The organism is Afipia sp. MLSD5-FHT05B12, from assembly GCF_058793355.1.
The window spans coordinates 15860-41017 of record NZ_JBXAFS010000008.1 but is presented as its reverse complement, the minus strand read 5'-3'; the positions used below and the strand labels follow the sequence as shown (position 1 = coordinate 41017).

13 protein-coding genes are annotated in these 25158 nt (G+C 60.7%); 1 reads left to right on the top strand and 12 read right to left on the bottom strand.

Features of this window, described 5'->3' with window-relative positions; genetic code table 11:
• Positions 1 to 234: 234 nt before the first annotated feature.
• Positions 235 to 708 carry a methyltransferase family protein gene (locus tag AC1Q6J_RS12620; RefSeq protein WP_492279621.1) on the bottom strand — a complete coding sequence of 158 codons (474 nt, stop codon included), beginning with the start codon at positions 706 to 708 and terminating at the stop codon, positions 235 to 237.
• Positions 709 to 729: 21 nt separating this feature from the next.
• Positions 730 to 1620, bottom strand: a complete 891-nt coding sequence (locus AC1Q6J_RS12615) for an NAD(P)/FAD-dependent oxidoreductase (protein WP_492279756.1) — start codon at positions 1618 to 1620, stop codon at positions 730 to 732.
• 274 nt (positions 1621 to 1894) lie between these two features.
• On the opposite strand from AC1Q6J_RS12615, the gene AC1Q6J_RS12610 reads away from it, so the two are divergent.
• Positions 1895 to 2527: a TetR/AcrR family transcriptional regulator gene (locus tag AC1Q6J_RS12610; RefSeq protein ID WP_492279620.1), complete on the top strand. Its 633-nt coding sequence runs from the start codon at positions 1895 to 1897 to the stop codon at positions 2525 to 2527.
• Between the two features lie 302 nt (positions 2528 to 2829).
• Here AC1Q6J_RS12610 and AC1Q6J_RS12605 read toward each other — a convergent pair whose 3' ends face one another.
• From AC1Q6J_RS12605 to AC1Q6J_RS12560, 10 genes are all read right to left on the bottom strand, one after another.
• A complete protein-coding gene (locus AC1Q6J_RS12605) occupies positions 2830 to 4155 on the bottom strand; it encodes a hypothetical protein (protein ID WP_492279619.1) in 1326 nt (441 codons plus the stop codon).
• A 119-nt stretch (positions 4156 to 4274) separates the two neighbouring features.
• Positions 4275 to 5051, bottom strand: coding sequence for an HNH endonuclease (locus AC1Q6J_RS12600; protein WP_492279618.1), 777 nt, complete (start codon positions 5049 to 5051; stop codon positions 4275 to 4277).
• On the bottom strand, positions 5048 to 7030 hold the full coding sequence (locus AC1Q6J_RS12595; RefSeq protein ID WP_492279617.1) for a chromosome segregation protein SMC: 1983 nt from the start codon (positions 7028 to 7030) through the stop codon (positions 5048 to 5050). The genes AC1Q6J_RS12600 and AC1Q6J_RS12595 overlap by 4 nt, the downstream gene beginning before the upstream one ends.
• Complete coding sequence (locus AC1Q6J_RS12590) at positions 7014 to 11828, bottom strand: Eco57I restriction-modification methylase domain-containing protein (RefSeq protein WP_492279616.1); 4815 nt, start codon at positions 11826 to 11828, stop codon at positions 7014 to 7016. Before AC1Q6J_RS12590 ends, AC1Q6J_RS12595 begins: the two co-directional genes overlap by 17 nt.
• A complete protein-coding gene (locus AC1Q6J_RS12585; RefSeq protein WP_492279615.1) occupies positions 11828 to 14614 on the bottom strand; it encodes a DEAD/DEAH box helicase in 2787 nt (928 codons plus the stop codon). The genes AC1Q6J_RS12590 and AC1Q6J_RS12585 overlap by 1 nt, the downstream gene beginning before the upstream one ends.
• A complete protein-coding gene (locus tag AC1Q6J_RS12580) occupies positions 14614 to 19761 on the bottom strand; it encodes a DEAD/DEAH box helicase (RefSeq protein WP_492279614.1) in 5148 nt (1715 codons plus the stop codon). Before AC1Q6J_RS12580 ends, AC1Q6J_RS12585 begins: the two co-directional genes overlap by 1 nt.
• Positions 19762 to 19799: 38 nt before the next feature.
• Entirely contained in the window at positions 19800 to 20684 is an 885-nt protein-coding gene (locus tag AC1Q6J_RS12575) for a nucleotidyl transferase AbiEii/AbiGii toxin family protein (protein WP_126280039.1), read from the bottom strand.
• Positions 20677 to 21252, bottom strand: a complete 576-nt coding sequence (locus AC1Q6J_RS12570; RefSeq protein WP_492279755.1) for a type IV toxin-antitoxin system AbiEi family antitoxin domain-containing protein — start codon at positions 21250 to 21252, stop codon at positions 20677 to 20679. The genes AC1Q6J_RS12575 and AC1Q6J_RS12570 overlap by 8 nt, the downstream gene beginning before the upstream one ends.
• A 238-nt stretch (positions 21253 to 21490) precedes the next feature.
• On the bottom strand, positions 21491 to 23317 hold the full coding sequence (locus tag AC1Q6J_RS12565) for a UvrD-helicase domain-containing protein (protein WP_492279613.1): 1827 nt from the start codon (positions 23315 to 23317) through the stop codon (positions 21491 to 21493).
• A gap of 12 nt (positions 23318 to 23329) precedes the next feature.
• Complete coding sequence (locus tag AC1Q6J_RS12560; protein WP_492279612.1) at positions 23330 to 25120, bottom strand: ATP-dependent nuclease; 1791 nt, start codon at positions 25118 to 25120, stop codon at positions 23330 to 23332.
• Positions 25121 to 25158: the final 38 nt, after the last annotated feature.

Below are 25158 nucleotides of genomic sequence, written 5' to 3'. Positions count from 1 at the left end.
GCGTCTCAGCGATGATCCGGTGAGGACAGATCGTCAGCATCGGTCACCCCGCCGACACCACCTCCCATGTCGAAGTCGATCGCATTTCCGGACCCACTGACCGGCAAAAGACACCCGTCAGTGGAGAGCGGACTCGCGCTCCGTGACAACGCGACCTTCAGAATATGATAGCTCGCGGCAAGGAAGCCGGTGCTGGTTTATCAGAAGGCCCCGCAGGCGGCAGCGGCGCAATAGTCAGAGCCATCGGCGAACCTCGGCCTTGTAGCGGCGGTAGTCGTCGCCGAACTTCGCTTCGAGATAGCGCTCCTCGCGGGCGATCACCTGCGTCTGGATCGCGATCAGCACCAACGGGAGCAAGGCGAAGGCGATCGGCCCGTCGAGCCCGATCGCAAGGCCGGCATAGACAAGCGCCATGCCGAGATACATGGGATTGCGGGTCCACCGATAAGGACCGGTCGTTGCGATGAGGGTCGTTGGCTGCGACGGCGGAACGTTGGTGCCCAGCCGCCGGAACAGCCCCGCCGCCGCAAGCATCATCGCCGCGCCGGCAACGAACAGCAGCGCGCCCGTCGCGACCAGCAACCGCCAGTCGATGCCGAAAGAGCGCAGGGTGACGAACCGCTCCGCCGCCAACCCCAACAGCAGCGCTCCCAGATAGACGAAGGGCGGAGGGAAGCGCACACCCGCGCTATCCGGTTCGACGGCCATGCTCATCTCCAATCTATGCTCTCAAACCAGCATCGACTGCTGGGCGAAGATACCCGCCATCGCGCCTTGCCATGATGCGGTGGTGACCGAGGGCATGAGGGGGTTGGCGAGGTCGCCGGCGGCGTAGATGCCGGGCATGCTGGTTTCGCGGCGCTCATCGACCTTGAGGACGATGCCGAGGGGCGTATCGACCGTGGCGAGACCCAGCGCTTCATGCAGGCTTGCGGACGGCTTGTTGCGCGGATGCGCGAACAGGATGTCGACCGCGACATCGGGGCCGGTTTCGAGATTGACGGTGGCGTTATGCCCATGATGGGCGATCTTGGTGATCCGGCCATCGACGACAGGTACGTTGCGGCGAGCCAGATCGGCCCGGATATCGGGCGGAATGTCATGACCATCGGCGAAGAGCGTTAACCTGTCGGTCCAATCGTGGAACAGCCTGACCTGGTTGCGCGACTGCGGGCCGGACCAGACGAGGCCCCAATGCTGGCCGGCGACTTCAAAGCCGTCGCAATAGGGGCAAGGCACGATAGACCCGCCCCAGCCTTCGGCAAAACCCGGAACGTCAGGCATCTGGTCAACGATGCCATAGCTCAGGATCAGGCGGCGCGCCCCAAGGCTTTCGCCATCGCCAGTGAGGACGGAGAAATTGTCGATGTTGCCAGAGATGCTGTCGGCCCGGGCATTGACCAGCCTGACCGTGGGATAACGCGCTAGTTGCTGCCGCGCCTCGGCCAGAATGTCCAACGGTGGCTTGTGATCGTGGCCGAGCAGACCATGCGAGTGTTCAGCGAAGCGGTTGCGCGGCAGGCCGGTATCGAGAACGGTGACCTTGCGGCGGGCACGGCCGAGCTGCAGGGCGCCGGCGAGTCCGGCAAAGCTGCCGCCAATGATGATAACGTCATTCATGGTGATGGGCTCGGTGTTGCGGATGGAGGGAGACGGGTTGGCCTGGGCGCGGGCGAGGCCGATGGTGGAAAGCGCGGCCAGCTTCAGCAGGGCTCGTCGTTGCATGTCGCCCATCACTGTTTTGGCCGGCCGGACAATGCCGCATTCGATATCGCCGGGCGGCCCGGGAAACTTGATTTGGAGGACAGGTTGCCTACCCATTGGCTTGCACATTTCAGATACTCCATGGTATCGTAATGCAAGAATTAGAATACTGTCAAGTACTGGAATTGTCGTGACCGAAAATAGCCAGGGGCGGCGCGGCCGGCCCGCCAACGAGGCGCTTGGCCAAAGGATAGTCGACGCCGCGGGCGAACTCTTTGTGGAATTGGGTTTTCAAGCGACGACATTGGACAAGGTCGCCCAGCGAGCGAAGATATCCAAGCTCAGCATCTATCGGCACTTCGAGAACAAGGAGGCGCTGTTCAGCGCAGCCATGGCGGCCGGCTGCCATCAGTTGTTTGCACCACAGGCCCTTCTTCAAGGCGTCGACGGTTCGGTCGAAGATCAGCTCATAGCGGTGGGATCATCACTGCTTCGCACGCTGTTGAGATCAGACGTCCGCAGTGTCGAAGCCATGGTCATGGCCGACAAGACGAACCAAAAGTCGTTAAGCAAGCTCCATTACGAAGCCGGCCCCGCCCATGTCATCGCCCAAATCGAGGCCCTGTTGCGTCAGTTGCACGCGAAGGCGGTTCTGAACGTGCCCGATCCTCTCCGGTCCGCCCGCTTGTTTGCCGCGCTTTTCAAAGGATCCGATCTCCTGACTATCGCACGCTTCGATGAGGCGAGAGCAGAGGACGAAATCGAATCCTATTGCCGGTCGGCCGTCGCCATGTTCATCGCCGCGCACGGTGGCAATGGCTAGCCGCCTATCATCGCCATTTCCCTCACTCCCACTCGATTGTTCTAAACCCAGTTAGGCCATTGATCTAGCTGGGTTTTTTCTTGCCTTCGACGCCAAAAGCCGACCCTCGGGCCGTCAAAATATTACGGTCTTGATTTTAAAGGGAAAATCTCACGAAAATTTTTTTTGCGGTTTCGATATCTATCGAGGTCGATCGCCGCTCAGACCCATCTTCGACGACGCGGATGAGCCTCGCTGCAAACCAAAAAAGTACCGTCACGAACTCATAGCACAGTGCGCTGTGCGACGCGACCCGATGCGCATCATCCGAGCGCCATCCCTCCATCTGGCGACCAAACAACCACATCGCGCGGCCGCCCTCGGAACGGCTCTCCCAGAAGGGCCAAGCCGTCACGGAAAAGCGCATACTGGTAAGGCTCATCCGCGTCGGCCCGAGCAATGCGATCTTCCGCGGACAACGAAAAGCCTGTTGGTTCGACGGTTGGAAGCCTCATCGTCGTCGGCAGCCCCACCGCTCGATTGCGGATCGCATTGCTCAGCGCGTTCAAGAATTCGCTTCCAGCCTTCTCCTCGATCGCGAACCAGCCGAAGTCAAAGCCAGGGTGCCGCGGTGGCGACAAACGTGCGCGCCGAGCAAGCCGCCACCACTCTGGATGATCGAAGAAATCCTCGATCCACCAAGGAGGGCTGCCTGGCCGCAAAAGCCACGGAGGCGCCGCCAAATAGGCTCGCCCGGCATAGTCAAATCGAAGAAACGGGATTTCATGTCGCTCGGGAGCTGGGGAGTCTGGCAAGCGGATCCAGTCGATCCAATTCGTTACCTCCGGCGCGCCCATCAAGAGAAAGTTCGAGCGATGGGTCGCAAGAGCCATCGGCGCCGGCGTACCTTCTGCTATCGCACCTCTCTGCGGGACGCTTGGCGGTGGAGTTCTTTTTCGCGGCTTCGGGATCCGCGTTTCCGAAACGGCCAGGAAGCTCCCGGCTACCGTCGGCTTCGACCCGAATGCAATCGAATAGCCGTGGATGATCTCTCCAAACGGCGACGGCTTCGCGACAAAGGGCTTAACTTGCTTTGCGTACTTTCTCTTCGCCGCATTCGCTATCTTGGCAGCGCTCGCATCTTTGGCGAACGAACCGTGCGCCTCGGCGAGGACGACACCGTGCCCGGACGCGTTGCCACCTTCATAAATGAAATCCGCATGGGGATCGAGCGACGAGGAGAGGCACGCCGCGTTCGCTCTCCATGCGTAACCGAGAGCATCCATGTAGAGGTGGGCAATGCCGGCGCCGACCTTGGCCGCAAACTGCGACCCGGCGGTATCCGCGAGGAATTTGAAATGAGATTCGAGCGCAAAAGCTGATCCGTCCTGGAGCAAAGTCTCCAGTTCGATCAGAGCACTTTGCTGCAATCCGTCGAGCAGCACGACGGGTGCATCATCCCAAGTCGTCGCCGTCCTCGCGATCGCGGCCGCCAAGGCAGTCGAATTGAACGACAGGACCGGCTGGGCCGGCGGTGCCAGGAAATGCGGCGAGACCGGGCTTGGTACGTGGCCGTGCTTCGTATGCTTGGTCAAGGCGATCAGCTTGGTCGACGTCCCCAGTCCCGCTGTCGACACGGGCTTGCTCATTTCTCAAGCTCCGCAGGCTGCGCGGCAGTGCCGACATGGTTCGGCGGGGGCTCCAGGGCAGTCACGAGATCTTCGAAGTCCAACCCAACCTCCATGCAGGCTCGGAGCGCCTACCGCCGTCAATTCCGGATCCAAACGTGGTTGCGATGATGGGCCAAGTAAGGCCGATGCTCATCGCGCAACGGCAGCCTCGGTGCTTTATCTAAGGAGAGCGCTTCAAGCGCAGCATCCTCCAAACGAGCAGAAGTCAAAACCAATCCATCGTCATCAAATGTCACCAGCCCCGCATCGAATACCGCGTCCCACAGGGCGGACAGCAGAAGTCCGTTATGCACGTCGAGTCGCTGCGCGTCGGACGAGCAATCGGACCATGGGATCATGTGCGAGGCCCTCAGCAGCGCAGGACTCGAAATTCCACTCAACGGGCAGGTTCCGTTCCAGTATTCCATCAGAGCATCGCGAAAGATGTTCTGTCCGATCCTGAATTTTTGAGCGCGTTCCCCTTCAGTCTCACCGATCCCCGCCACGGCCCTTTCGAATTTCTCAAGAGGAAAGTTGGGCAAACTGACTGACAGGCGGTACGCCGCTTGGACTCCGGCATACAGCTCATCACGCGTGGCAAACATGAAGGCCCCTGCGTGGCCTTTGGCCCAGGGAGCTGCGGCTTGAGCGTCCAGCCCTCGCACCACTCCTGGCAACATCAAGGACAGAAAGAACGGACCGGACGCACTCGCGGCGGCCAGTCCGATCTCCCCCGGCGCACTGCCTGATCGGAAAAAGATCCATCCACCGGCCTGTTCAGGACCAATGCGGTAGCCATGTTCGTTCGCGGCATCGCGCAACTCAGAGAGAAGGACGAACGGATAAGCTGTAAGACGCCCTTCGGTGCTGGTCATAAATCGACCCCGAGCAAGCGCTGCGCGGGCGGATCGCCATGCAATTTTAGCTGCAGGTACGGACGTTCCCTGAACTCGGTTGGAGGCGCCGTTGTTGTCGTTACGATGTACTGAAACAGTGGCTTTCCGCCGACGCGTTCCAAATCCTGAACGATATCGAAGAGCCGTCCATAAATCGACAAGCCAAGGTCGGCCTCACGTGGGCTGTCGTGAAGCAGAAATGACGGCACACGCGTCGCGCCTTCGATACTCACGCACATCGCAGCGAGGTCGAAAGCCAACACCTTAAGAGAGTCGATCGCGGCTGTCCTGCGGTCACCCCCCATGTCTACCGACAGATCAAGCCCATTCCCGCTAAGGGTGATCCGACCCTTTGCATCGTGGCCGACTAACCCTCGGACGATCGGGTCGAACTTCTCGCTCATGCGTCCGAAAACGCGGGCCTGTTTGTCGCGAAAGGCGCCCAGCCGCTCTCTCTCGGTCTCAAGTTTTGTGCCCAGTTCGCGCAGACGCTTGATACCCGCCTCCTGCGTTTCGAAGAGTTCAGCAAGGCGCTCAACATCGTCTTGGAGCCTGCGGGCGGCGTACCAAGTGGAATCTCGGGCATCGCGGGCCTTCTCGATGTTCGTGACGTGATCGACGGATCGATCGAAGTGCTGCTTGGCCAGAGCAATCTGAGGCAGGAGCTGCGTCTGCTCTTGCCGCAGATCTTCAACTCGCTTCGCTTGGGAGTCGTGATCAGCTTGTCGTTGATTCCAACGCTGCCGGCAGGCTTCGGCATCAGGAATTTTGTGCGAGAGCTTGCAGCCCTCTGCCAGAGCTTGGTCGATGGGGACTTCGCATATCGGGCAGATCGGGCTTTCAGCCTCGACTTTCGAATAGGAAAGCCCCGGCAATTCCCCGCGTATCATCGCCAATGTGCGTTCTTCAGCGGGCATTAGCGCCCCGATACGGATACGTTCGCCTTCGAGGCGCGCCCATTCATTTCTCGCGGCCTCTCGTTGCTCGCGTGCTGCCGCGAGTTCAGCGTCGCCGCCAGTCGGAACCTTACTTGCCGACGCCAAGCGCGTGCTGGCGGACCTACGCATGAGGTCGATCAGCAATGGCATCTCTGGAAGCGACTGCCCCTCAAGGCCGAGCCCCGTAACGAGCCGTGTTTGCGTGCGTTCGATTTCCCACCGGCGATGGCCAATCTCTTGATCCAGGACTCGGCGCTCCTCGCCGAGGCTATTCACTTCACCACGCGTGGCCTGTTCCTCAGGCGTGATCGCCATCAGAAACGAACGGAGCGCCTCAAGCCTTGGTCCCTTTTCCTGTCCGCTCGCGGGCATCGGTGAATCGGAGTCCGAGGTCGGCGACCGCCAGTCAAGGACATCGTCAAATCGACACTCTTGGTCCCGCGTGAGCCAGGCGAGCGCGATCGGCCAAATAGACCCGGTTGCTTGCGGGCGAACCAATTGGGCAAGCGCCGTGGTAATGATTTGCTGATCAACCGCTTGGATGAACGGCTCCATACCCGTTGAAGCACCCTCACCAGCGGCGATCTCATCGAGATTGCCGCCCGGTACAGCCATGTGTCGCCGACGCACGCCAAGTGGGCGAACGATCGCCCAGCAGATTCCGTCTAGTATGACCTCGGCACCCACGATGCCGTTCAGGAATGCCGTGCCAATCCGATCACGCTGAGGCTCCGTGGCGAAGCGATCCTCACCAAGGCAATAGCGGATAAGCCGGCAAAAAAGCGTTTTGCCACTACCATGCCCGACAGCATTTGCTTGACCTAGCGAAGCGGCATCATCTGCTCCGTCGGGTGACCAGACGATGTTCAGACCGGGGCGAAGCTCGATGTCCCGCACCTTCTCTCCACCGGGCTCCTTCCATATTACCAGTCGTCGAACCCAAAGCCGCGGCCCCTCCAACCCTTCAGCGGGCGTGACCGTCAGAAGCTGCGGGCCGAGGAGGTCAGGCTGCTGCGGCATTGATCACCCACTGCTGTATGTCAGCGGGCAGCGAATCCACCGCCGCATCTAGGTTGATGTCCTCCAACGCACCGAATACGAAACCTGCGCGACCGTCAGGCCATCCAGAAGTGTCGATGGTGTCCAAGCCGGGGCCAGGTGCCCATGTTCCACGCTTGAGATCCTCCACCAGTCGCCCATTGCCACGGTGGTTTCGCAGAGAGGCGCCCCACGCTGTGTTGTTTCGCGCGACGAATGTCGTGACATTGCCGGCAAAAGGATCGGCCTCTGCCCCCACCAGGCGGCGCCATTCTGCAGCTTTGGCAGGAGGCAGGAGCGGAACGATCAAGCGCGGCTCCATGACGAATGCAGCCGCCAGCCGAACGTTTCGGATCGGCTTTGGCACATCCATCGCCTTGAGAACCGCGGCCAAGATGGCGCCCATTTCTCCAGGACTGGATTGTTGAGCCCGGGCCCATGCAGCGTCCGGCAGAGTGACCTCAAGCCGCGCTGGTCGAGTGGAGCGAAACTCAATTGGTCCACTCGCCAAATGCGATCCCGACAGCCGGTCGTAGGCTTCGAGCACAAGGCGACGTGTGCGGAACTCGCCTAGCGCGGATTCCTCGTTACGCTTAAGACCGCGGAAGGTTTCCGAGGGATAATCCGCCCCCTGCGTATCGGCCGGATCGAGCACATAGCGAAGCTCATCTCGTGTTAGTCCGTATTTGAATGCGAACAGCGCATCGAGTTCGGCACGCAAAGCCGCGCGGCGCAGCAAATCGAAGGCGAACGGCGGGCCTGAATGGCCTAGGTCTTCGGCCCAAAGGCGCATTGAGTGCGAGGTATAGGTGAGTTCGAGCACGCGCGACGCAATGAAGGCATGATCCTCGCGGGTGAATTGGTGCGGGCCAAGAACCGGCAGTTGCTTCATGTAGTAATATTTGAAGGACGTACCCCCAGCCTTCTGGCGTGCAGCGAAATCGAGTGGCAAACAGATCAAATTCGCCAGAAGCGGGACTGCAGTCTCCACCCCGCGCGTGTGATGCATCATCAAAATCTTGTCGCCCGCTCCGACCTTGGGAAAGACGGACGCAATCACTGTCCGTTCGTCCGTCGAGCGACAGATATCTCTCCACCCCATCAGCCAACGCGGCTGTTTACGACTAATAAGCGCAGCCGTGAGCGCAAGCGGGTCTCCACCCTGCGCCTTGATGAAAGCGACGTCGTCTTCTGATAGTGGCGTTTCGCGGCCCATCTCGCGCGCGCCATCAGCGTTTTTGTTGAGCCAAGTCGCGAAAGTGCCACCGACGATGCCGCGCTCAAGGGAACGCGGGCCTAGCACGTCGCGCAAATGCGACCGCGCCCGGTCAGCGGAACGCGCCAAGTTGCTTGCTTGAAGATCGCCTGGATCGAGCGTGCCGAGCACCCATTGCGCTAGCACCTTCAGGCAGCCCTCGGCATTGTCCTTCCGAAAATATTGCTTAAGCCGAGCGGGCACGCGAGCTGCCCGCATCTCCGTCTCGGCCAGCGGCACCCAGTACCAAGGATCTGCCTCGTAGTTCGAATCGGCCTTGATCGCATCCGGCGTCGAGGGCAGCGAACCATCACCCGGCCGCTCCGAAAGACCGGCATACGAGCCGAAGCGGTGGTCAAAATGATGAATCATCTTCGCTTCTAAAAGCGGAACATAACGCCGCCCATCGGCACTGCACCAATCCGTCCCGTCACGTCGAAAATTCTCCGCCATAAGCTGAGCGGCTGTGCGGAAGTACCCGCTGTCGTTCGACATGTGAAACAGCGTTTGAAAGGTAATGCCCCACGGGTTCGCATCGCCATCCGGATGACCGGGCCGATCGCGGATCAGCACCGGCGCAGCCCGGTAGAGCTTACGAGTCAGATCGCGGTCGGCCCTGGTGCGGAAAAGTGGCGCGGTCAGCGTGTTCGGATTGAACAACTCGAAATCTTCAGGAGTGAGCTCGATCTGCCTTCGCTCGTCGGCCAAATGATCGAGCTGTCCGATCTCAAATGAGGCACGGACTCCGCCGCTAGAGGCACCGATGCTCAGCAGGGAGAATGACTTTCGATCGTCGGTGGTTGGAAACCACCTCCTGATCTCGTCAAAGCTTAGCAGCGTCGCGAGCCGGTTGTTTGCCACAAGATCGCCGAAGAAAGCACTCGTCGAACTATCGGTCGCGATTCCTGTCGGAACGATAACGCCGGCTCGTCCCTGCGGTCTGACCAGACGAGCAAAATGTTCCGCAAACAATGCATAGGTGTTGACGTCGCCCATGCCGCTGAGTGGGAACCGACCGCTCTTGCGCACAAATACGCTGGCCGCCTCCGCAGCACGGCTGGCGAACTCAAACTCGGCGGCGAGATCTGCCCGTGCAGTGCCGGGTTCGGCCTGTTTCAGCGCCTTAATGAGCACTGAGCGCGCCGCCTTGTTCGGCGCCGTGGCAATCTCGGGATCGCGCGCTGCGAAGAACTCCTGCTCCTGCAGCTTGATCCTTTCCCATGGAGGATTGCCCACCACGACATCGAAACCGCCGCGCGCCATGATGGCCGGGAATTCAAGCGGCCAATGGAACGCACTCACTCCGCTTGCCGTCCTGTCGATCACCCCTATGAGCAGGTTAGGGAGCGCATCGCCCCGCGCTGCGGCCCACATGTGATCAGTTTCGGGCATCGTTGTCGCCGCTATGTCGCCTGGCTCTGGCACGGCACCGGTCTTAGGCTGGAAGAACGCAGCCACATAAGCATCGCAGGCCAACTTCAAATTGAACCAGCCCGGCCCGTTGTGAAGTTGGTTGAAGGCCCTCTCCTTAGCGGCAATCTCGGCTAGCGTATTCTCGGGCATCTCCGCCAGCATCCGCGCTGCGTCGATAAGTGCTGCTGGTGGCTTGAGGCTGGCGAGGAAGCCTGTTGAACCTTTGCCCTCGCGCTGCTCCTTGTTGCGCCGAAGGTGAACCTTCGACAGTTCCTTGTCGTCTCCCGCCAAAGGCTCATAGGCTTCATCGGGAATTCCTTCGCGCAACGCCTCGACACTGAAAACACCGATTAGGCTGTCACCGCAGCGGATATGGCTGTCGAGAAAGGTAAGTGGCTTACCCGGCTCTAACGCCTCTATCCAAAGCGCGACCTTCGCGAGTTCAACCGCCATCGGGTTGCGGTCGACGCCATGGATTGAATGGCGGACAACATCGCGCATCGCTGCTGGGTAATCGGGCGCCTCGTTATCGCGCAACTGCGCCACTCGCGCCGCCATCCGGCGCGCGGCGCCAAGCAGGAAATGGCCAGAGCCGCAGGCGGGGTCTATTATCGAAAGCTTGAGGATTGCCTCGGCGCCCCCCTCCGCCTCAGCCCGTGTGAGTACAGGCTCAAGTGTCGAATCGAGCAGCGTCTGCACGAGGCTATCTGGCGTATAGTAGCTGCCGGAAGTCTTGCGCGCATTGCCCTTCGCCTCATCGGCTTCAGCGAAGCCGAAACGCCGGCCATGCTCCTCGCGGACCGGAACAAGCTCAAGCAATCCCTCGTATACGGAGCCAAGTTCCTCCGTAGCCATGTCGCGCCAATTTACGCGCACACGCCGCCCATCTTCGATGAGCCAGCTCAAGTGAAAGATGGCCCGTAGGAAGGCGCGGTTCGGCAGCTTCGCATCGTCAAGATCGAGAGTCTCACCGCGCGTGAAAAGGCCGCCTAACGCCGGCAATCCGAGTAGCTTCTCGCCGTGCTCCAGTCCCCTGAAGACGATCTTCGCCGCTTCCCAAGCATCATGATGGTGGTCGTGCGAGGAACGTCGAGCCGACCGATCTCGCATATGGCTGAAGCCGTAAGCGGAAGCATAGAGATCACGAGCCGCTTCCGATGCGTCGGGTCCATGTAGAAGCTCCCGATCCTCCGCGACTGCCAGGAAGATCAAACGATAGACAACGCGTAGTAGCTGCTCAAACCAGGCATGCATGCTGGTATGATTTTCATCGAGCTTCACCCGCAGGTCGGGGTTCGCATCCAGGAACCCTTGGCCAAGCGCCAGCAATGCTTCCTTGACGCTCTTTCCAAGTCGATCGCGCGCCGCGGTTCCGGCTCGTAATCCAGCCTCGCGCCAGCGCTCCAACGCGCAATCGGCCGCAGCAGCATTCTCCCCGCCGAAACGAGTCGCATGGATCAGCAACCACGTCGCAGTGAAGTCCGCGAACATCTCGTCCCGGAATATGGCCCCCAAATCCGCTTCGATATAGGTTGGGCGGGTGAAGCTGGCGTTGTCCCGCATGAGGCGGAGGCGGTCGCCGGCAAAGACTAGACCCCATAAGAATTCGGCGTTCGCGTTTAGCCAGTCTTGAAGCAACACGCTCGGCGAACGCCTCGGGATCGTGCCGCCATGATCGTCGCCAAGGTGCGGAAGCGATTTAGTGAACGCATCTGCTTCAGACAGAGGTGCGGCCACGACGACGGGCACCCTGCCGCCCTTTGCCTCAAGGGTGATCCGATAAGTATGACCATCCTGCTGGTGAAGATTTGGGCCGTACAGGCCTTCAAACCCGAACGCCTCCTCAAGCAGGCTCTTAACAAAGGCGGTAGTCTGAATCTCGGTCGGCGCAGCCAATCTGGCATATGCCTGCCAATGCGCTTGGCCGATCCTGAAATAGCGCGTGATCTCGTCACGCAGGTTCGTTCCTTTGGGGCAGCCGTATTCCGCGGCTGCTTTCTGGTCTGGAGCCGTGGCGGCGATCACCGCAACCTGATCGGGAGAGATCAATCCTCCCTCGATCGAGACAGCGGTGAGCCCGATATTGGCGGTGCGCTTAAGATGCCGGGCCATCACTCGCCCTCCGGAAGGAGGACATAGAGACCTATGATGTCCGCTGGCAAAACGGGAACGACCTCGACCGTCGCCCCGCCGCGCGCGGCTTCCGTCAGCCGAAGATGGTCAGCAGAAAGCGCGGCTCCGCGTTCGGCTGCGAAGGCCTCTATCGCCGATTGGTAGCTCGCCAGTCGTTCATGAGCTCTCTGGAGCTGACGCGCAGCGGCGAGTTCATCAAGATTTCCGGCCGCCTCCGCCTCGAGAAGCTCAAGGGCAGAATGTCCTTCGAGAATGGGCGCCGGGGCCATTCCGCCGAACGCGATACCCGTCGCTTCCTCGGCTAGCAGCAGGCGGTTTGTGCGGCCGCTGGTGATGAGCTTGAAGCGAAGGCGCAAAAGCATCAGTGTTGTCATCTGGGCGACGACGCGGGTGCGCCAGGCGCCGCACCGGCCAAGGGGACGGAATGCCGCCCCTTCCGGATCCAGCGCCCCCTCCGCCAAACTCTCCGCCAAGCTTGCGACAAGCAGGTGGACGCGCCCGAGATGCGTCACGCCCGGCGCCGGATCATCCTCGAAGCCAACCCTTCGCGTCCCTCGCAGACCTCGCGCCTCCAAGCGTTCCTTGATGGCGTCGGGCATCGCGTTCAGATGCACTAGATGATGCTGTCCGGCTTTCTCTAACGGCGCACCGGCGCGCTTCAAAGCACGTTCCGTGAAGCGTGCGACTTCGGCCGGACCACCGTTTAGCGCGCGCATCTGGCGCCACTCCGGCAGCACCTCATCGGGTTTTAGCGTACCTTGCGCATAGCGCGCGCGGCTTGCTTTCGCGTTTTCCTCAGCGTCGCGCCATTTGCTGTCGAGGCGTTCGCTGGAAAGGCCGAAATCGAAAGCCAACTGCTCTCGATGGCCGCCGGCACGAAGCATGAGTGCTTGCATGAGCGCGGAGGTCACGCCTTCGCTGTCTTCGGGCATCGGAACCGAAATGCCCGTCGCCTTACGAATGGCGTCCGCTTTCCGCAGGATGACCTGCAAGACAGCGCCATCGATCGCACTGTTGTCGCCGAAGATCGTCACGGAGCGGACGACTGGCGAACGCTGACCAAATCGGTTGACACGCCCTTCACGCTGCTGGTGACGGGTCGGATTCCAGCTCAGATCGTAATGTACGACGGCATCGAACAGCGCTTGCAAATTGATGCCCTCGGACAGACAGTCCGTCGCGACGAGGATTCGGCTCTCGGAGTCTTCAAGCTGATCGACGCGACTTCGCCGCTCTTCGGGCGGCAGGCGTCCTGTCACTACTGCCACGTCAGCCTTTGGCCAGGCGCGCTTGATCTCTTCACCCAGCGCCTCCGCCGTTGCGATGAACCGGCAGAAAATGACCGGTTTGGCTCCTTCCTGAAGCAGCCCTTTTAGAACCTTCAGCAGCCGTGCCACCTTGGGATCCTCGCCACGGCGGCGATCAAGGGTCTCTGCAATCGCGATCAGCTCGGCGAGTTCACCACGCTCTTCGGCGCTCGCGCTGGCCGTGCCGGGCTCCACGTCGCCTTGGTCGAGCAGGCCTTCATCTTCGTCGAAGACAACGGGCTGCATCGCCTCTTCGTCCGCCACTCCGGACAGGCGATTGCGTAGTGCATTTGTTGCAGCCGCCGGCGAGGAGCCGACACATCGCATGAGCGCGAGCGTCCCCCAAAAAGCGAGCCGTCGACTGCGCTGGTCAGCACCGGCGCGCTGCGTAACAGCAAGACAATAATCCAGGACGCGATCATGGAAGGCGCCGAACTCGCCGCTGAGACTGAAAGGCTCGTCCTTCACCTGGTGAACAGGGAAAGTCCGTTTCTCGTGCCAACCGGAGTCCGTGATATCGGGCCGGCGCCGCTGGACATAATGTTGAGCAAGGCGGCGTGCATATCGCGTGCGCGCATTCTCATCGCCTTGGGGACCTCCCGCGAAGTCCGGGCTAATGAGGCCTAGCAGACGATCGAACGCCGCTTCATCACCACTGTGCGGCGTTGCTGTCAGCAGCAGCATGTGGCGTTCCTCATCGGAGGCGAGGCGTTCGAGAAGCTCGAAACGCTGATGTCTGCCGCGATCTCCGCCGATGCAGGCATGCGCTTCGTCAATGATCACAAGGGACGGGCACGCCCGGGCAAATTCGTCGCGGCGGCTGTCGGCCTTGATATAGTCGAGGCTGACGACAGTGTGCGGATAGGCCTCAAAGAGGCTTTGAGCCGCGGGAAGCCCCCGCTCCAACCTGCGCGCCCTAGCGGAGGTCACGGCCACTGCGTCAATGTCGAACTTCTCTGCAAGCTCACTCACCCATTGCTCGACGAGGTGGGGGGGACACAGCACGGAGAAGCGGTCGATCAGACCACGGTCGAGCATCTCGCGGACGATCAATCCCGCCTCGATCGTCTTGCCGATCCCCACATCGTCGGCGATCAGCAACCGCACCACCGGCAGCTTCAAGGCCATCATCAGCGGCACGAGCTGATAGGCACGCGGCTCCACGCCGAGATGCGCGGCACTCCGGAACGGGCCGGCGCCTCGGCGAAGCGACAGACGCAGCGCATCTGCTAGCAACCGCGCACCGTCCTGGGTATCTCGCCGGTCGGGTGTTGGTGGAGCAAATCGCGCAGGCCTGACGGGATTGACTTCAAGCGCGAGCGCAATCCGTTGCGCATCGGCCTCCGAGCCCGACAAGGGCCGCACATTGAGGATGTCGTCATCTGGAGACGGAAGGACGACCCATTCGCGTCCCCGCGCCTCGACAAGATCACCCGGTGAAAATCTGACCGCTTCCACTATGCCGCCCCCAACAATTCAACCAATTCCCTCGGAGCGGTTTCGCCCGGCACATCGGGAAGCTCGACAATATCCACTCCCAAGTCGGCGCATGCCGCAGCAAGCCCGTCCGGTACACGACCTGACACCGCGAGCACCTGAAAGCTTGGCCAATAAAGCTCGTATAAAGTGCCGTCGACCTTGCGCGGGGATGGTGCTGGCAATCCCCACCGGCCTATCGCACCAAGCCAGCCCCTTGCGGCCTCCACCGGCTCTGCTTGCACCGCCTCAGGTTCTGCGAGCTGGCAGAGAAAGGCCGTGACTTCCGCGTCGCGACGATCGATTAGATTATGGTCGGGCTGGTTGAAGTAGGAGAGCAGGCAGCGGTAACAGCCAGCGACGCACGCATCCGACCGCTCTTTGAGGCCAGTCCCATCCGGCGCGAAATCATAGTGCATGAGATCCAGCGCCTGACGGGCGATCTCCGCCGTTCGGCGCGGATCGGAGACAAGGCGGTTCAGAACACCTGCTCCCCCCTCGGTCGCCTCGTAAAGCAGGATTGCCTTGCGGTCCTCGCGCTCAGGCAACGGCTCGCCCAAGAGTTCGCCCTCTTCAAGCTCGGCAACAATCTGAATGCCTCGCAGAAGAGCGTGCTGCAGGGTTGCCATCTGCCGCTCGTCAAAATTTGCAAGCGGCCGTACTAGAAGCGCGTTCTTATGGTCCTCGACGATCGGCACGATCCGCTGCGACTTCGGGATCGTGACGTCCATGTCATCATCATCCCCGCCGTTGAGCGTATCCTTTACCCATCGGCCTGACGTCGGATCGATGCAGAACCCGTTTATCGACTTTGACTTCCGACGGCGAAGTCCCTTGTTGACGCGCGATAGCTTCGCGCGCGCGCCATAATCGAGAAGCAGCAACGGCCCTGCTTCCGAACGCAAGGTGAGCGTGCGGATATCGGGAACGCCCTTTTCGAATTGCCACTGGAAAACGGTCTGGATTTCAAAACCGCGCCTTTGCCGGTCTTCATCATTCGCCGTGATCCGAGACGACGGTGCGGTTTCGACATTGTCGATCCGATAGACATTGTCGAGCCGATCCACACCGGCCAGCGAAGCGCCGCACGCGTGGCATCGCTCAAGCTTATCATCCGTGTGAGCCGCTCCGCACTCGCCGCACAGGATGAGGCTGGTTGTTGCCAGTTTGCCATCGTCGAGGCGACCGTGCGCCGGCAGCTTCGCACGAACAACCCGGTAGGCCCGCCCCTCGTGATAAATCAGGCTGTTGGGACCGAACTCCGAAATCGCGAGAAAACGCGGCCTTTGCAGGACGGCCGCGCGTTTGGTCGCAGGGATGAAAGCATAGAGCGGGAGACGCGGGAAGTTGTATCCCGGCAGAAATCCTTCGGTTGCCAGATACCGATAAGTGTAAAAATCGGAGCCGTTCGAAGCCTGTCCGCGCTCGAGCATGTCAAGTTCTTCAGTCGCCCGGAAATGGCGGCGCGCGGCCTCTTTGCGTTCACCCGGTTTGAAGGACGTCTTCTGCTGGATTTGATGCGCCTCATCCTGCTCGCGACGTGCGCTTCGGTAGAGCTCCCGCCATCGGCTGAAACTGCTTGCGAAATTCTGCGCGGCTTCCCGGTTGGTTTCATCGACGAAGGCATCGATATCGGCCAGCCACGGAGCGTCGGCCAACTCGACCGCGCTGACAGTCTGGTCAAGAAGGCGGCGCATCGTAGGCTTTGCGGCTCCGCTTGCGGCAAGCTTTTCGAACGCCGCTTGGATTGGATCGGAGATCGGCATCTCCGGTGTTGCCATGTTCAAGTTTTCAGGGATGGCTGGCTTCAGCGGCACCACGGCAGCCGCCAGCCATTCGGCATGGAGGTGGCTCCGCAGCAGATCCCGATTGGCAAGATCGAGGGCTGGCGGCTTCACCACGCCCGCGACAAGCCCTTGCCGATTGTTGAAGTAGTATTGGTCGTGGGGGGACTGCGCAGCACAATAAGTGACGACCAGCGCTGCTTGACCACTGCGGCCAGCACGGCCGGCTCGCTGCACATAATTTGCTGGTGTTGGCGGTGCGTTCCGGAGAAAGACAGCGTTCAGCGCGCTGATATCAACGCCGAGCTCCATCGTCGGAGAACAGAAGAGCGCCGGAAGGAAACTGGCGGGTTCGCCTTCCTGGCGCATTTCGTCCCGGTTCTGGGCGATCCTTTCGATATCTGACTTCCCGAACCGGAAGCGATCCTCGCGCCAAGCACGAACTTTCTGGTCGACCTGGGCGGTATGCTCCCGAGCCTCGAAGGCGAAAGGCAGGTTGCCCTCCTGCCCCAGCATCTCCGCAACATCTTCGTAGAGCGCACGGAAGAACGGATTTTCACGTTTCCCGTCAGCCCTCCTGGTCGCTGGAAAGAGGCGCAAGGCGGTCGATGACAGGCGCCACGCAGGAGCGTCTCCGCCAGTAACCACCCGCCGGACGACCTGGTGATTTTCGGCCGCACGCAAGAGCGTGGCGATAACATCGTCATACTCTTTGACTGGTAGCGGCTCCCCCCACAGATCTTTGCCGCGCAGAGCCTTACCCAAAGCCGTCCGCCAGCCTGCTCGTACGATCAGTACATCTTCCGCCGCGCTGATCTCCGCCTTGCTCGGCGGATCGAGCATCAGGAATCCGGCCTGCCGCAGTTCCTGTTCTTCGTTCTGATCGATCAGCCAAGGATCGCGCAGGTGATTTCTGGACGTCTCGGCGACCTGCAATATCCGCTGGCGATCCAACGCTTCGGTGGCAATCGCAAGGCCACGACGCATATAGTCGAAAAGCAGCGTGAAGAGCCGAGCCCGCAATTGGGGCGTGCTGGCCGCCAGTCGCGGATTGTCGGAGAACTCCTCGTCATCGCTTGCGAGTTCACTCAGTCCCGGAAACCGCACCTCCACTAGGCCGGCTTCTTCGAGATTGGGATTTGTGAAGCGCCAGCCCTTCCGAAGATCCGCCCATACGCGATGCGCCAAGATCGACGTCAGCACTTCCTCGGCGGCCTGCCGGTTGTGGAATCCCTTTACGCGCGGATCGGCCATCCAATCGGAGAGCCGGTCAAATTCCTCCAGATCGAAGCCAAGCGCCTTGCGAACAGCCTCCCCAAATCGAACGTCCGCAAGGCCCTTCTCACCTGCGTCCCGCACGGCACGTAAGATACCGCCGCGTAGCAAGCTGACGAAAATGAAGTCATTGAAATGCCCAGCCTGCAGGGCCGCGTCCTGCCGGTTGTCTGTGAACCCCAGAAGCTTGCGGGTGCTTTCCTCAAGCGTGCCGTCGGCCTCCATCCAAGCCAGGATGGTCGAGACGATAAGCGTTGTCGCCGAACTGCGGCCTTCAGCCGACAGGCCTGCTAGCTTGTTGATGTCACGTGCCTGTTGAGGCGGCTGATGGCGACAATGGGGGCAGAAGCGATATTTGCCGCTGAAGAACCATGCTGGCACCCCATCATCGCCGAGCGACCCATCAGGCTTCACAAAGAGGAGTTGCCCCTCGTGCTTGCCGCGATGCCCTCCTTTAAGGCGTTCTTGTCCGGCCGGCGTGGTTTCCTGCCAATCGTCCGGATAGTCAGCGACGGCGCCGCCAAATTGGAAATCGCCATTGACCGCGGGAATTAGGAAGCCGGTTCGCGAGCCGTCTGGTTCTGGGGCTTCACTCGCCGGCTCGTCGATGGCCCGCGCAAGAACCCGGATACCATCGAGCGCATTCTCAATGCGTACGCTATGGTGTTCTTGGCCACATTCTCGGCAAAAGAAGATCGGATATAAGCGCGCATTCGGGTCGGAGGGATGAAAGACCTGCCCCTCCAACACGACACGCCGGCCGCTGGCAGGTTCGATCGTTGCGTAGGCATGGCCGGCGCCGGAAATAAATCGATGAAGCTTAAACGCCAGAAATGCGCGGTCGCTGATGCCGCCGCGGAGGTCTTCGCGACGCCCCATCAAAGACAGCATCCTGGCAAGAGCGTTTCTGCATTCCCCAGAGGGAATCTTCGTCTGGGCTGCTAGTTTGGAGGTCGCGTCGCTCAACGTCATCGGGGGGCGACGGCGCAGTTTTTCGCCTTCAGCAAGTCCGATCTCAGTCTCGATCCAGCAGGCGAGCGGATTGCTGTACAGCTCCTTGTCCCTGAGTCCGGTAGGGATTGGCGATCGAACCGCGTCGACGAGTGTTGCTTCGAGGCTTGTGCTGTTGATGCGGGGATCCGTCGCCCGGGCAAGATTTTCGTCGATGACCGAGGCCGGGCTCAGTTCTTCCCCAAAAATGAGCTTGCCGACACGAGCAACGGCACTTGCTCGCTCGATCTCATCTTGCGCGCTCGACATCGTCGCCGAGGTGCCGATGCAGAGCAGCTTGCGCTCTTTGACGAGACGGTCCTTGACGCGACGCACCAGCATCGCAACGTCCGCTCCTTGGCGGCCGCGATATGTGTGCAATTCGTCCAGCACCAGGAAATCCAAGCCGCCTGCATTGGCGATGACGGCGCGATCGAGCTCGTCCTGACGCGTCATGAGCAATTCGAGCATCATGAAGTTCGTGAGCAAAATGTCGGGCTTGGCCTTGGCGATGGCTTGTCGATCCGCATCGCTCTCCTGGCCTGTATAGCGACCAAAGGTCGGACGCAGCTCCTCTTCCACCCCTGAGCCGCCGATGAACTTTTCGAGCTCCTCAAGTTGGCTGTTGGCTAAGGCGTTCATGGGATAGATGATGATCGCGCGCGTCCGCTGGGCTTCGCCTGCGCGCCGCGCGCGCACGACTGCATCGACGATCGGCAGGAAGAAGCAGAGCGATTTTCCCGACCCCGTACCGGTTGTGACGATGAAACTCTCACCATTGCGCGCCTTCGCGACAGCACGCTCCTGGTGGCGGTGAAGCTTGATCGGCGCCCGGTCAGGACCGCTGGCGAATATATTGCTGAGGGCCGGATCCAACACGCCTTGAGCGACAAGCTGATCGACAGAATGACCGGCCTCGAAATGCGGATTGATAGTAATGAGGGGCTCCGGCCAAAAACGCTGCTCATTATATGCAGCATCGACCTGAGCGCGGATTTCCGGCGCGTGGATCTCCGAAAAGGAGCGTGCGAACGATTCGTATCGTTCTATCAACGCTTGATCGAGATCGAATATATCCACGACGCCCCCTCTTCAGTCATCTCCAAGAGATATCTGGATTACAACTTTGAACCATTATTATTTGAAACACTCGCTTGTATAGCGTGCGGCATTAGAAATTCACCCAAGGCGCCTATGACATCTTCCAAGCTTCCCGGATCCGCTGAAACGTCCCTGACAAAGGCATTCCACTGTCGCTGCTTTTGTTCATCGTTGGCGAAAGCCGGCGTTAGTGCATCGGGCAAATCGACAGGGATCGTTGTCTCGCGTCGGGCGAACGTTGCAGCGATTGCGCGAGCGAGCCTGTCGCCAGCAAAATCAAACGACTTGCTGAGGATCCAGATGTCGTAGAAATCCTTCATCCGACTGTTCGCGCGTCCGAGCGCGACCATCGCCTGAAACTTCTCTGCGATGACAGTTTCGCGCGCGTAGGCACGTAGGCGCGGCGCTGGAAACGCCAGCATGGAGGGATAGTCGAGCATCTCCGCGCCAGGTTCCATCGCATCGCCGAAGCCGATATCGATCGTCAGACTGATCCTGGCGCCGCTGATCGAGGCAGTCGTCCGCAGCCTCAGCCCGCCATATTCAAGCTCTTCGCGGATGCGATCGACGCGAAGAGCGTCGACGTCAAATTCCACACCATCATCATCGTTGACCGCCAGGATGTCCCGAAATGTCGCGAGCATCGCCTCGGGTTCAGGATCGCCAAACCCCAACAGATCAAGGTCACGCGTGCCGCGATGCGGATCCTCAAACCAGCTCATCATCAGCATCGCGCCTTTGAGAACGAAACGGTCCGCATGTCGTGATTGGCTGAGCCGGAAGAGGAGTCGTTCGAGCGCAAAGCGCGTCAGGACAAGATCGAAGCTTTGGCCACTCGTCTTGGCGAGTTGCAGGAGGCGGGCGCGCACTGAAGCGCCGACATTCTTTAGCTCCTTAGCCATTGGCGGTCAGCGCCTCGAGATAGGGTCGAATGACTGTCGCGATTGCTCCTCGCTCGGCTTGCCTGACGATTTCGCCAGGGGTTGTCTTGCGTTGACGCAGTGCCTCTTGGAGGCCCTCAATCGCCACCGACAGACCGATCTTGTTGCGATACCGGAAGCAGTCGGCGATCGTCTTGGCGACCCCAAAAACCTTTACGGGCACCCCCTCCACAGTGTGGGATTCTACGCCCTCGGTGAGCAGACGGTCCGTGAACCGTACCAGCCGGACCGGCGCGCCATCAGGCTTGGGGGCCCAATCTTTTTGGCCAATGGCGATCCACACCTGCCTCGGGAGCTGATCGGTAAGTTGATGGAACGCGAGGGCCGATACGAGACAGACTACGCCCTTGGGCACGCGTTTCGCCGCCTCTGCGAGGTTGTGGTGGGCGTCGAGCGGCGCATCGGGGAGCTGATAAAGTCCCCGCGCAAGACGGAGCACCTCGCCATCCCGCTCCATGCGGCTCATGGTAGCCGCGGTCACCCCCTCCGCGCGCAGTTCCGCCAGACGCGCGATGCCGCGCGCTTTCAGCACGGTGTGGGCAATTCGGCGCTGGGATGCGGGTTCGGACAAGATACGTAAGCTCGGAGTATGGTGTTTAATATCCGAGGTTTTGTATCACCTCTTCTGCCCTTGAAAAAGGGGAAATTGCGGTTTTACATCTTGCGCGCATGGGTATTACACACCCCCGCCCATCCTACCGCCACCATAAACGGGCACCCCCGGTGGCGCGCGAACGAGCTGTGGCACCGGTGGCGCGATCGTCAAACTAGCCCTCTACTGGCCTGAGCAATACGCAGACGTCATCGCGCGGCGTCATGATGGTGGTGCGCATCTTGGCTCGGGTAACACTCACGCGGAAATTCTGACGAGCCTGGGTCATTGCCCCGTCAAGAACGTTGCCGCTGACGATCCGGTCGGGGTTCGCAACGATCTCGCGCCTCACCCGCTTTGGCCACCCCTCGAAAATGATCACCTCATCGAACTGCTTGCCCTTCGCCTTGTGCATGTTCATCACCACGACGCCCGACTCGGGTTTATGAGCAGTCGCGAAATGTTCCTGCACGAACGACTGCCGGGTGATCGCGAGCGCGTTTCGATAGCCGCCGAAGTCGCGCCAATCCTGAACCAGCCCCTGACGAAGCTGGGTGCCGCGCTCTAACAGGCGCACATTGCGAACCTCCTTTCCGACATCTCCAAGGCGCGTGCATACCCCCGCCTCAAGGATCGCGCGCACCGCCACCCAATCAGCGTCGGGATCACCGGTTAGCTCCAGCGCTGCCACCGCTTGATGAACGGCGAAGGTGCTTTTGAGGACACTGTTACCCGGCGTTGGCTTGCCGGCCGCGAGACATTCGTTCCACTTCGCAAGCGCCGTCCGGAACCGCCCCGCATCGTCCAGATCGCCCTTTGTCGGCGCAGCACCGCCACGACCGTGAAAATAGCTGCACAGCAGTTCGACGAACTCATCGAAGCAAGCGGCGTGGCCGCGCTGTTCAAGCAGGAAGGCGATAATTTCCGCCGCCAGGATCGGGCCTTCCATGTCCACGGCGGCTACGTGGGTGATCGGAGGCACCTTACCGAATGGCTCACGCAACACGTCCGAGACAAATCGGGTCATCCGCTTCGTGGGCACGAGGATCGCCAGCGACCAGTCCCGACGGCCACTGTCGATCAGGCGCTTTCGGGCCTGCAGAACCTGCCCCACAAGAGACGCGTAAGCCTGATTGGGGTTGGACTCGAACGCTTCGTAGTCGATCCCCTGATACTCGTCCTGCCGGAATTTTCCGGTCAGGATATCATTCCCGAAAAGAGCGATCTCGGTCCCCTTGCTCCTGTGGTTGTCGCTGGCAAGATCATGGACGGAGGGGGCAAAGGCGTCCGTGAAGTGGTTCAGCCTCTCCGGATCGGCGCCGATGAATTCGAAGATACGCTGCTCGGGATCGGCGAGCGCGATCAATGTGCTGTTCATCCCCAAAGCCTGCACCACGCGCCATTGGTCGGCGCTGGTGTCCTGGAACTCGTCCAAGATGATGTAGGGATACATCGTGGAGACGAGCGACAGGACCCTGCTCGATCCGTGGAGCAGGATCGCCACACGTTCAGCGAACAGGTCGAAGCAGACCTTCCCCTCCTCGCGCGCCAGGCGTATACGCTCAGCATCTTCGCGCGCACGCTTCTCCGCCTTCTCCTCCTCCGACAGCTTGGAGGCCGCCTTGTAGCCGCTACGCACGGCAGACAGCGCAATCGCCTCGTTCGGCGGTGTCAGGATCGTCATGCGGCGCGGAAATCCGACGAGATAACCGTGGGTCTTCAGGATGCGCCAGAAGAAGGAATGGTAGGTATCGACCTCGATCCTCTGCTTTTCTTCGCGGGTGATCGAGCGCTCTTCGTCTATTGCCTCGAAGACCCGCGAAACGGTGGCCCGAGCGAAGCTCAAGAAGAGTATGCGCTGGCCGGGGCCCAGCGATTCCCGCGCGATCTTGGCGGCCCTCAGGATCGAGACAGTCGTCTTCCCTGAACCGGGACCGCCAGTCACGAGCTGATGGCCACCGGCCTTCAGAACGTCCTTCTGCGCTTGCGTGAGGTCGACCATGATGCCGCCCGCCTACTCTTTCGGCCCAGCAGCGGCATCACCTTCCTCAGCGGGTGGCGGCGGCGGATCGCAGACTGCCTTCAACGTGATGCACGCCTCGCGTATCCACTGCGGGATTTCCGCCTCGGAGCACTGGGCGATGAACTCAGCGATGCCCCAGTTGCCCTTCGACCAACCGAAATACTCCTTCAGCGCAGCAATCGCGTTCGCCTTTGGGTCGGGATATTTCGCCAGCAGGTGCGGAGGCCAATCGAGCGTGTCGGCGAACCGCTCAAGCGCCGCCTGGCTGGTGTTCTTAAGGATCAGGTCCTCGATGCCCTTTTCCTCATGCATGAAGAGGCGATCAACCTGGGCCTCGATCTCCGCCTTGGCGGGATCGGTCTGCTTATCGCACAGGGCGAACGTCCGCTTGCCAAGGCTCTTGTAGAGGGACGCCAGGTCGGCAATCTGCGACTCTGTGCCGGCGTCGATCACGCACACGCCCAAGGCCTCCAATGAAGCGTAGACGGCGGGGTTGAGCTCTGACAGTCGGCGAGCTGCAACCGGAAAAGACGTTGCCTCCGTCGCTCCCTCGGCGATGAGGACGCGGCGTGAAAGAAGCCCCTCACAAAACCGCGTGCGGAACTCCTGTCGATAGCGCTTGTGCTTGACACTTTCAGGAAGTGCGATCTCAGCCTGGCTCAGGACACCGTCGTCCGTGCGAGACAGGATGACGGTCTCGTCGAGCTTGAACTCCTCCAGGACATAAGGCGAATGCGAGGTGAAGAGCGACTGGGCCGCCAGTTTTCGAAGCTCATGGACTATCCGTTTCTGCGCATATGGCGGGATCGCCGTCTCGACCTCCTCCATCGCGAAGATGACGTTCTGCTTGTCCTCGGCGATCTGCGACAGCATCGCCAGCACCAGCATGTTGATCGTGCCGGTTCCCTGCCGGAAGAACGGCGCGGCGTGATCCCCAGCGCCCGTTGCGATAAAGGCGGTCACCACCTTGCGAAGATGCTCGCGCGTCAGGTTTGAGACCTTCAGATGCGGCTTCACCCCCCATTCGCGCGGAACATACTTCTTCAGGGACTGGTCGATGCTGTCGAGGACGCCGGAGATGCCGATCGCAGGATCGCTGGCCACGTCGAAGTCTGCCAGCGTCCCAATGGTCCCCTCCCACATCTGCGGCCGGATCTCCTTCAGACGCAGGATGATGTCGAGGAGGCTGCCATGTTCGAGGCTGAGTGCGCGAGAACCAGTCCGCAGTGATCGTAGAAAGAGAAACCCGCAATGCTGCTTGTCCTTCTTCGAGAACGGCGTCGGCGTGTCCTCTTCGGTCAGGCTCCGCGTGAAGTAGGTGTAGCCCGTGAAGTCGTCCTCGTCGGCGTCATAGGCGCCGATGAACGTTACCCGCAGTGCAGCGTTGATGTTCGCGGCGTCAACGCCGGCGGGATTCGGTGCCTCGTAGAAGACATCGGCAACCGTATCCAACCACTCGATGCTTCCCCCGAAACGAGCCTGCTGCTCGGCCGAGAGATTGGTAATCGTCACCTCGATCGTGATCTTCGGCGCATCTGGCGGCGCTTCACCTTCGACGGCTTCCGGGCCTGCGGCCGCCAGGTAGTTGCCTTGATAGAAATCGTGCTCGTCGACAGGAGGCCGCCGGCTCAGCCTATCCGGACCAAGCGCGAGGTCGATGGCTTCAAAGATCGATGATTTTCCCGTGTTGTTGTCGCCAATTAGCACGGCATGGTCGGGCAGCAGCAGCTTAGTCGCTCGGATGCCGCGGAAATTCTCGATCGCAACGGAATATATCTTCACCCCAATCCCCCCGAGCTGGGTGTCTCCTTCCCCAGCGC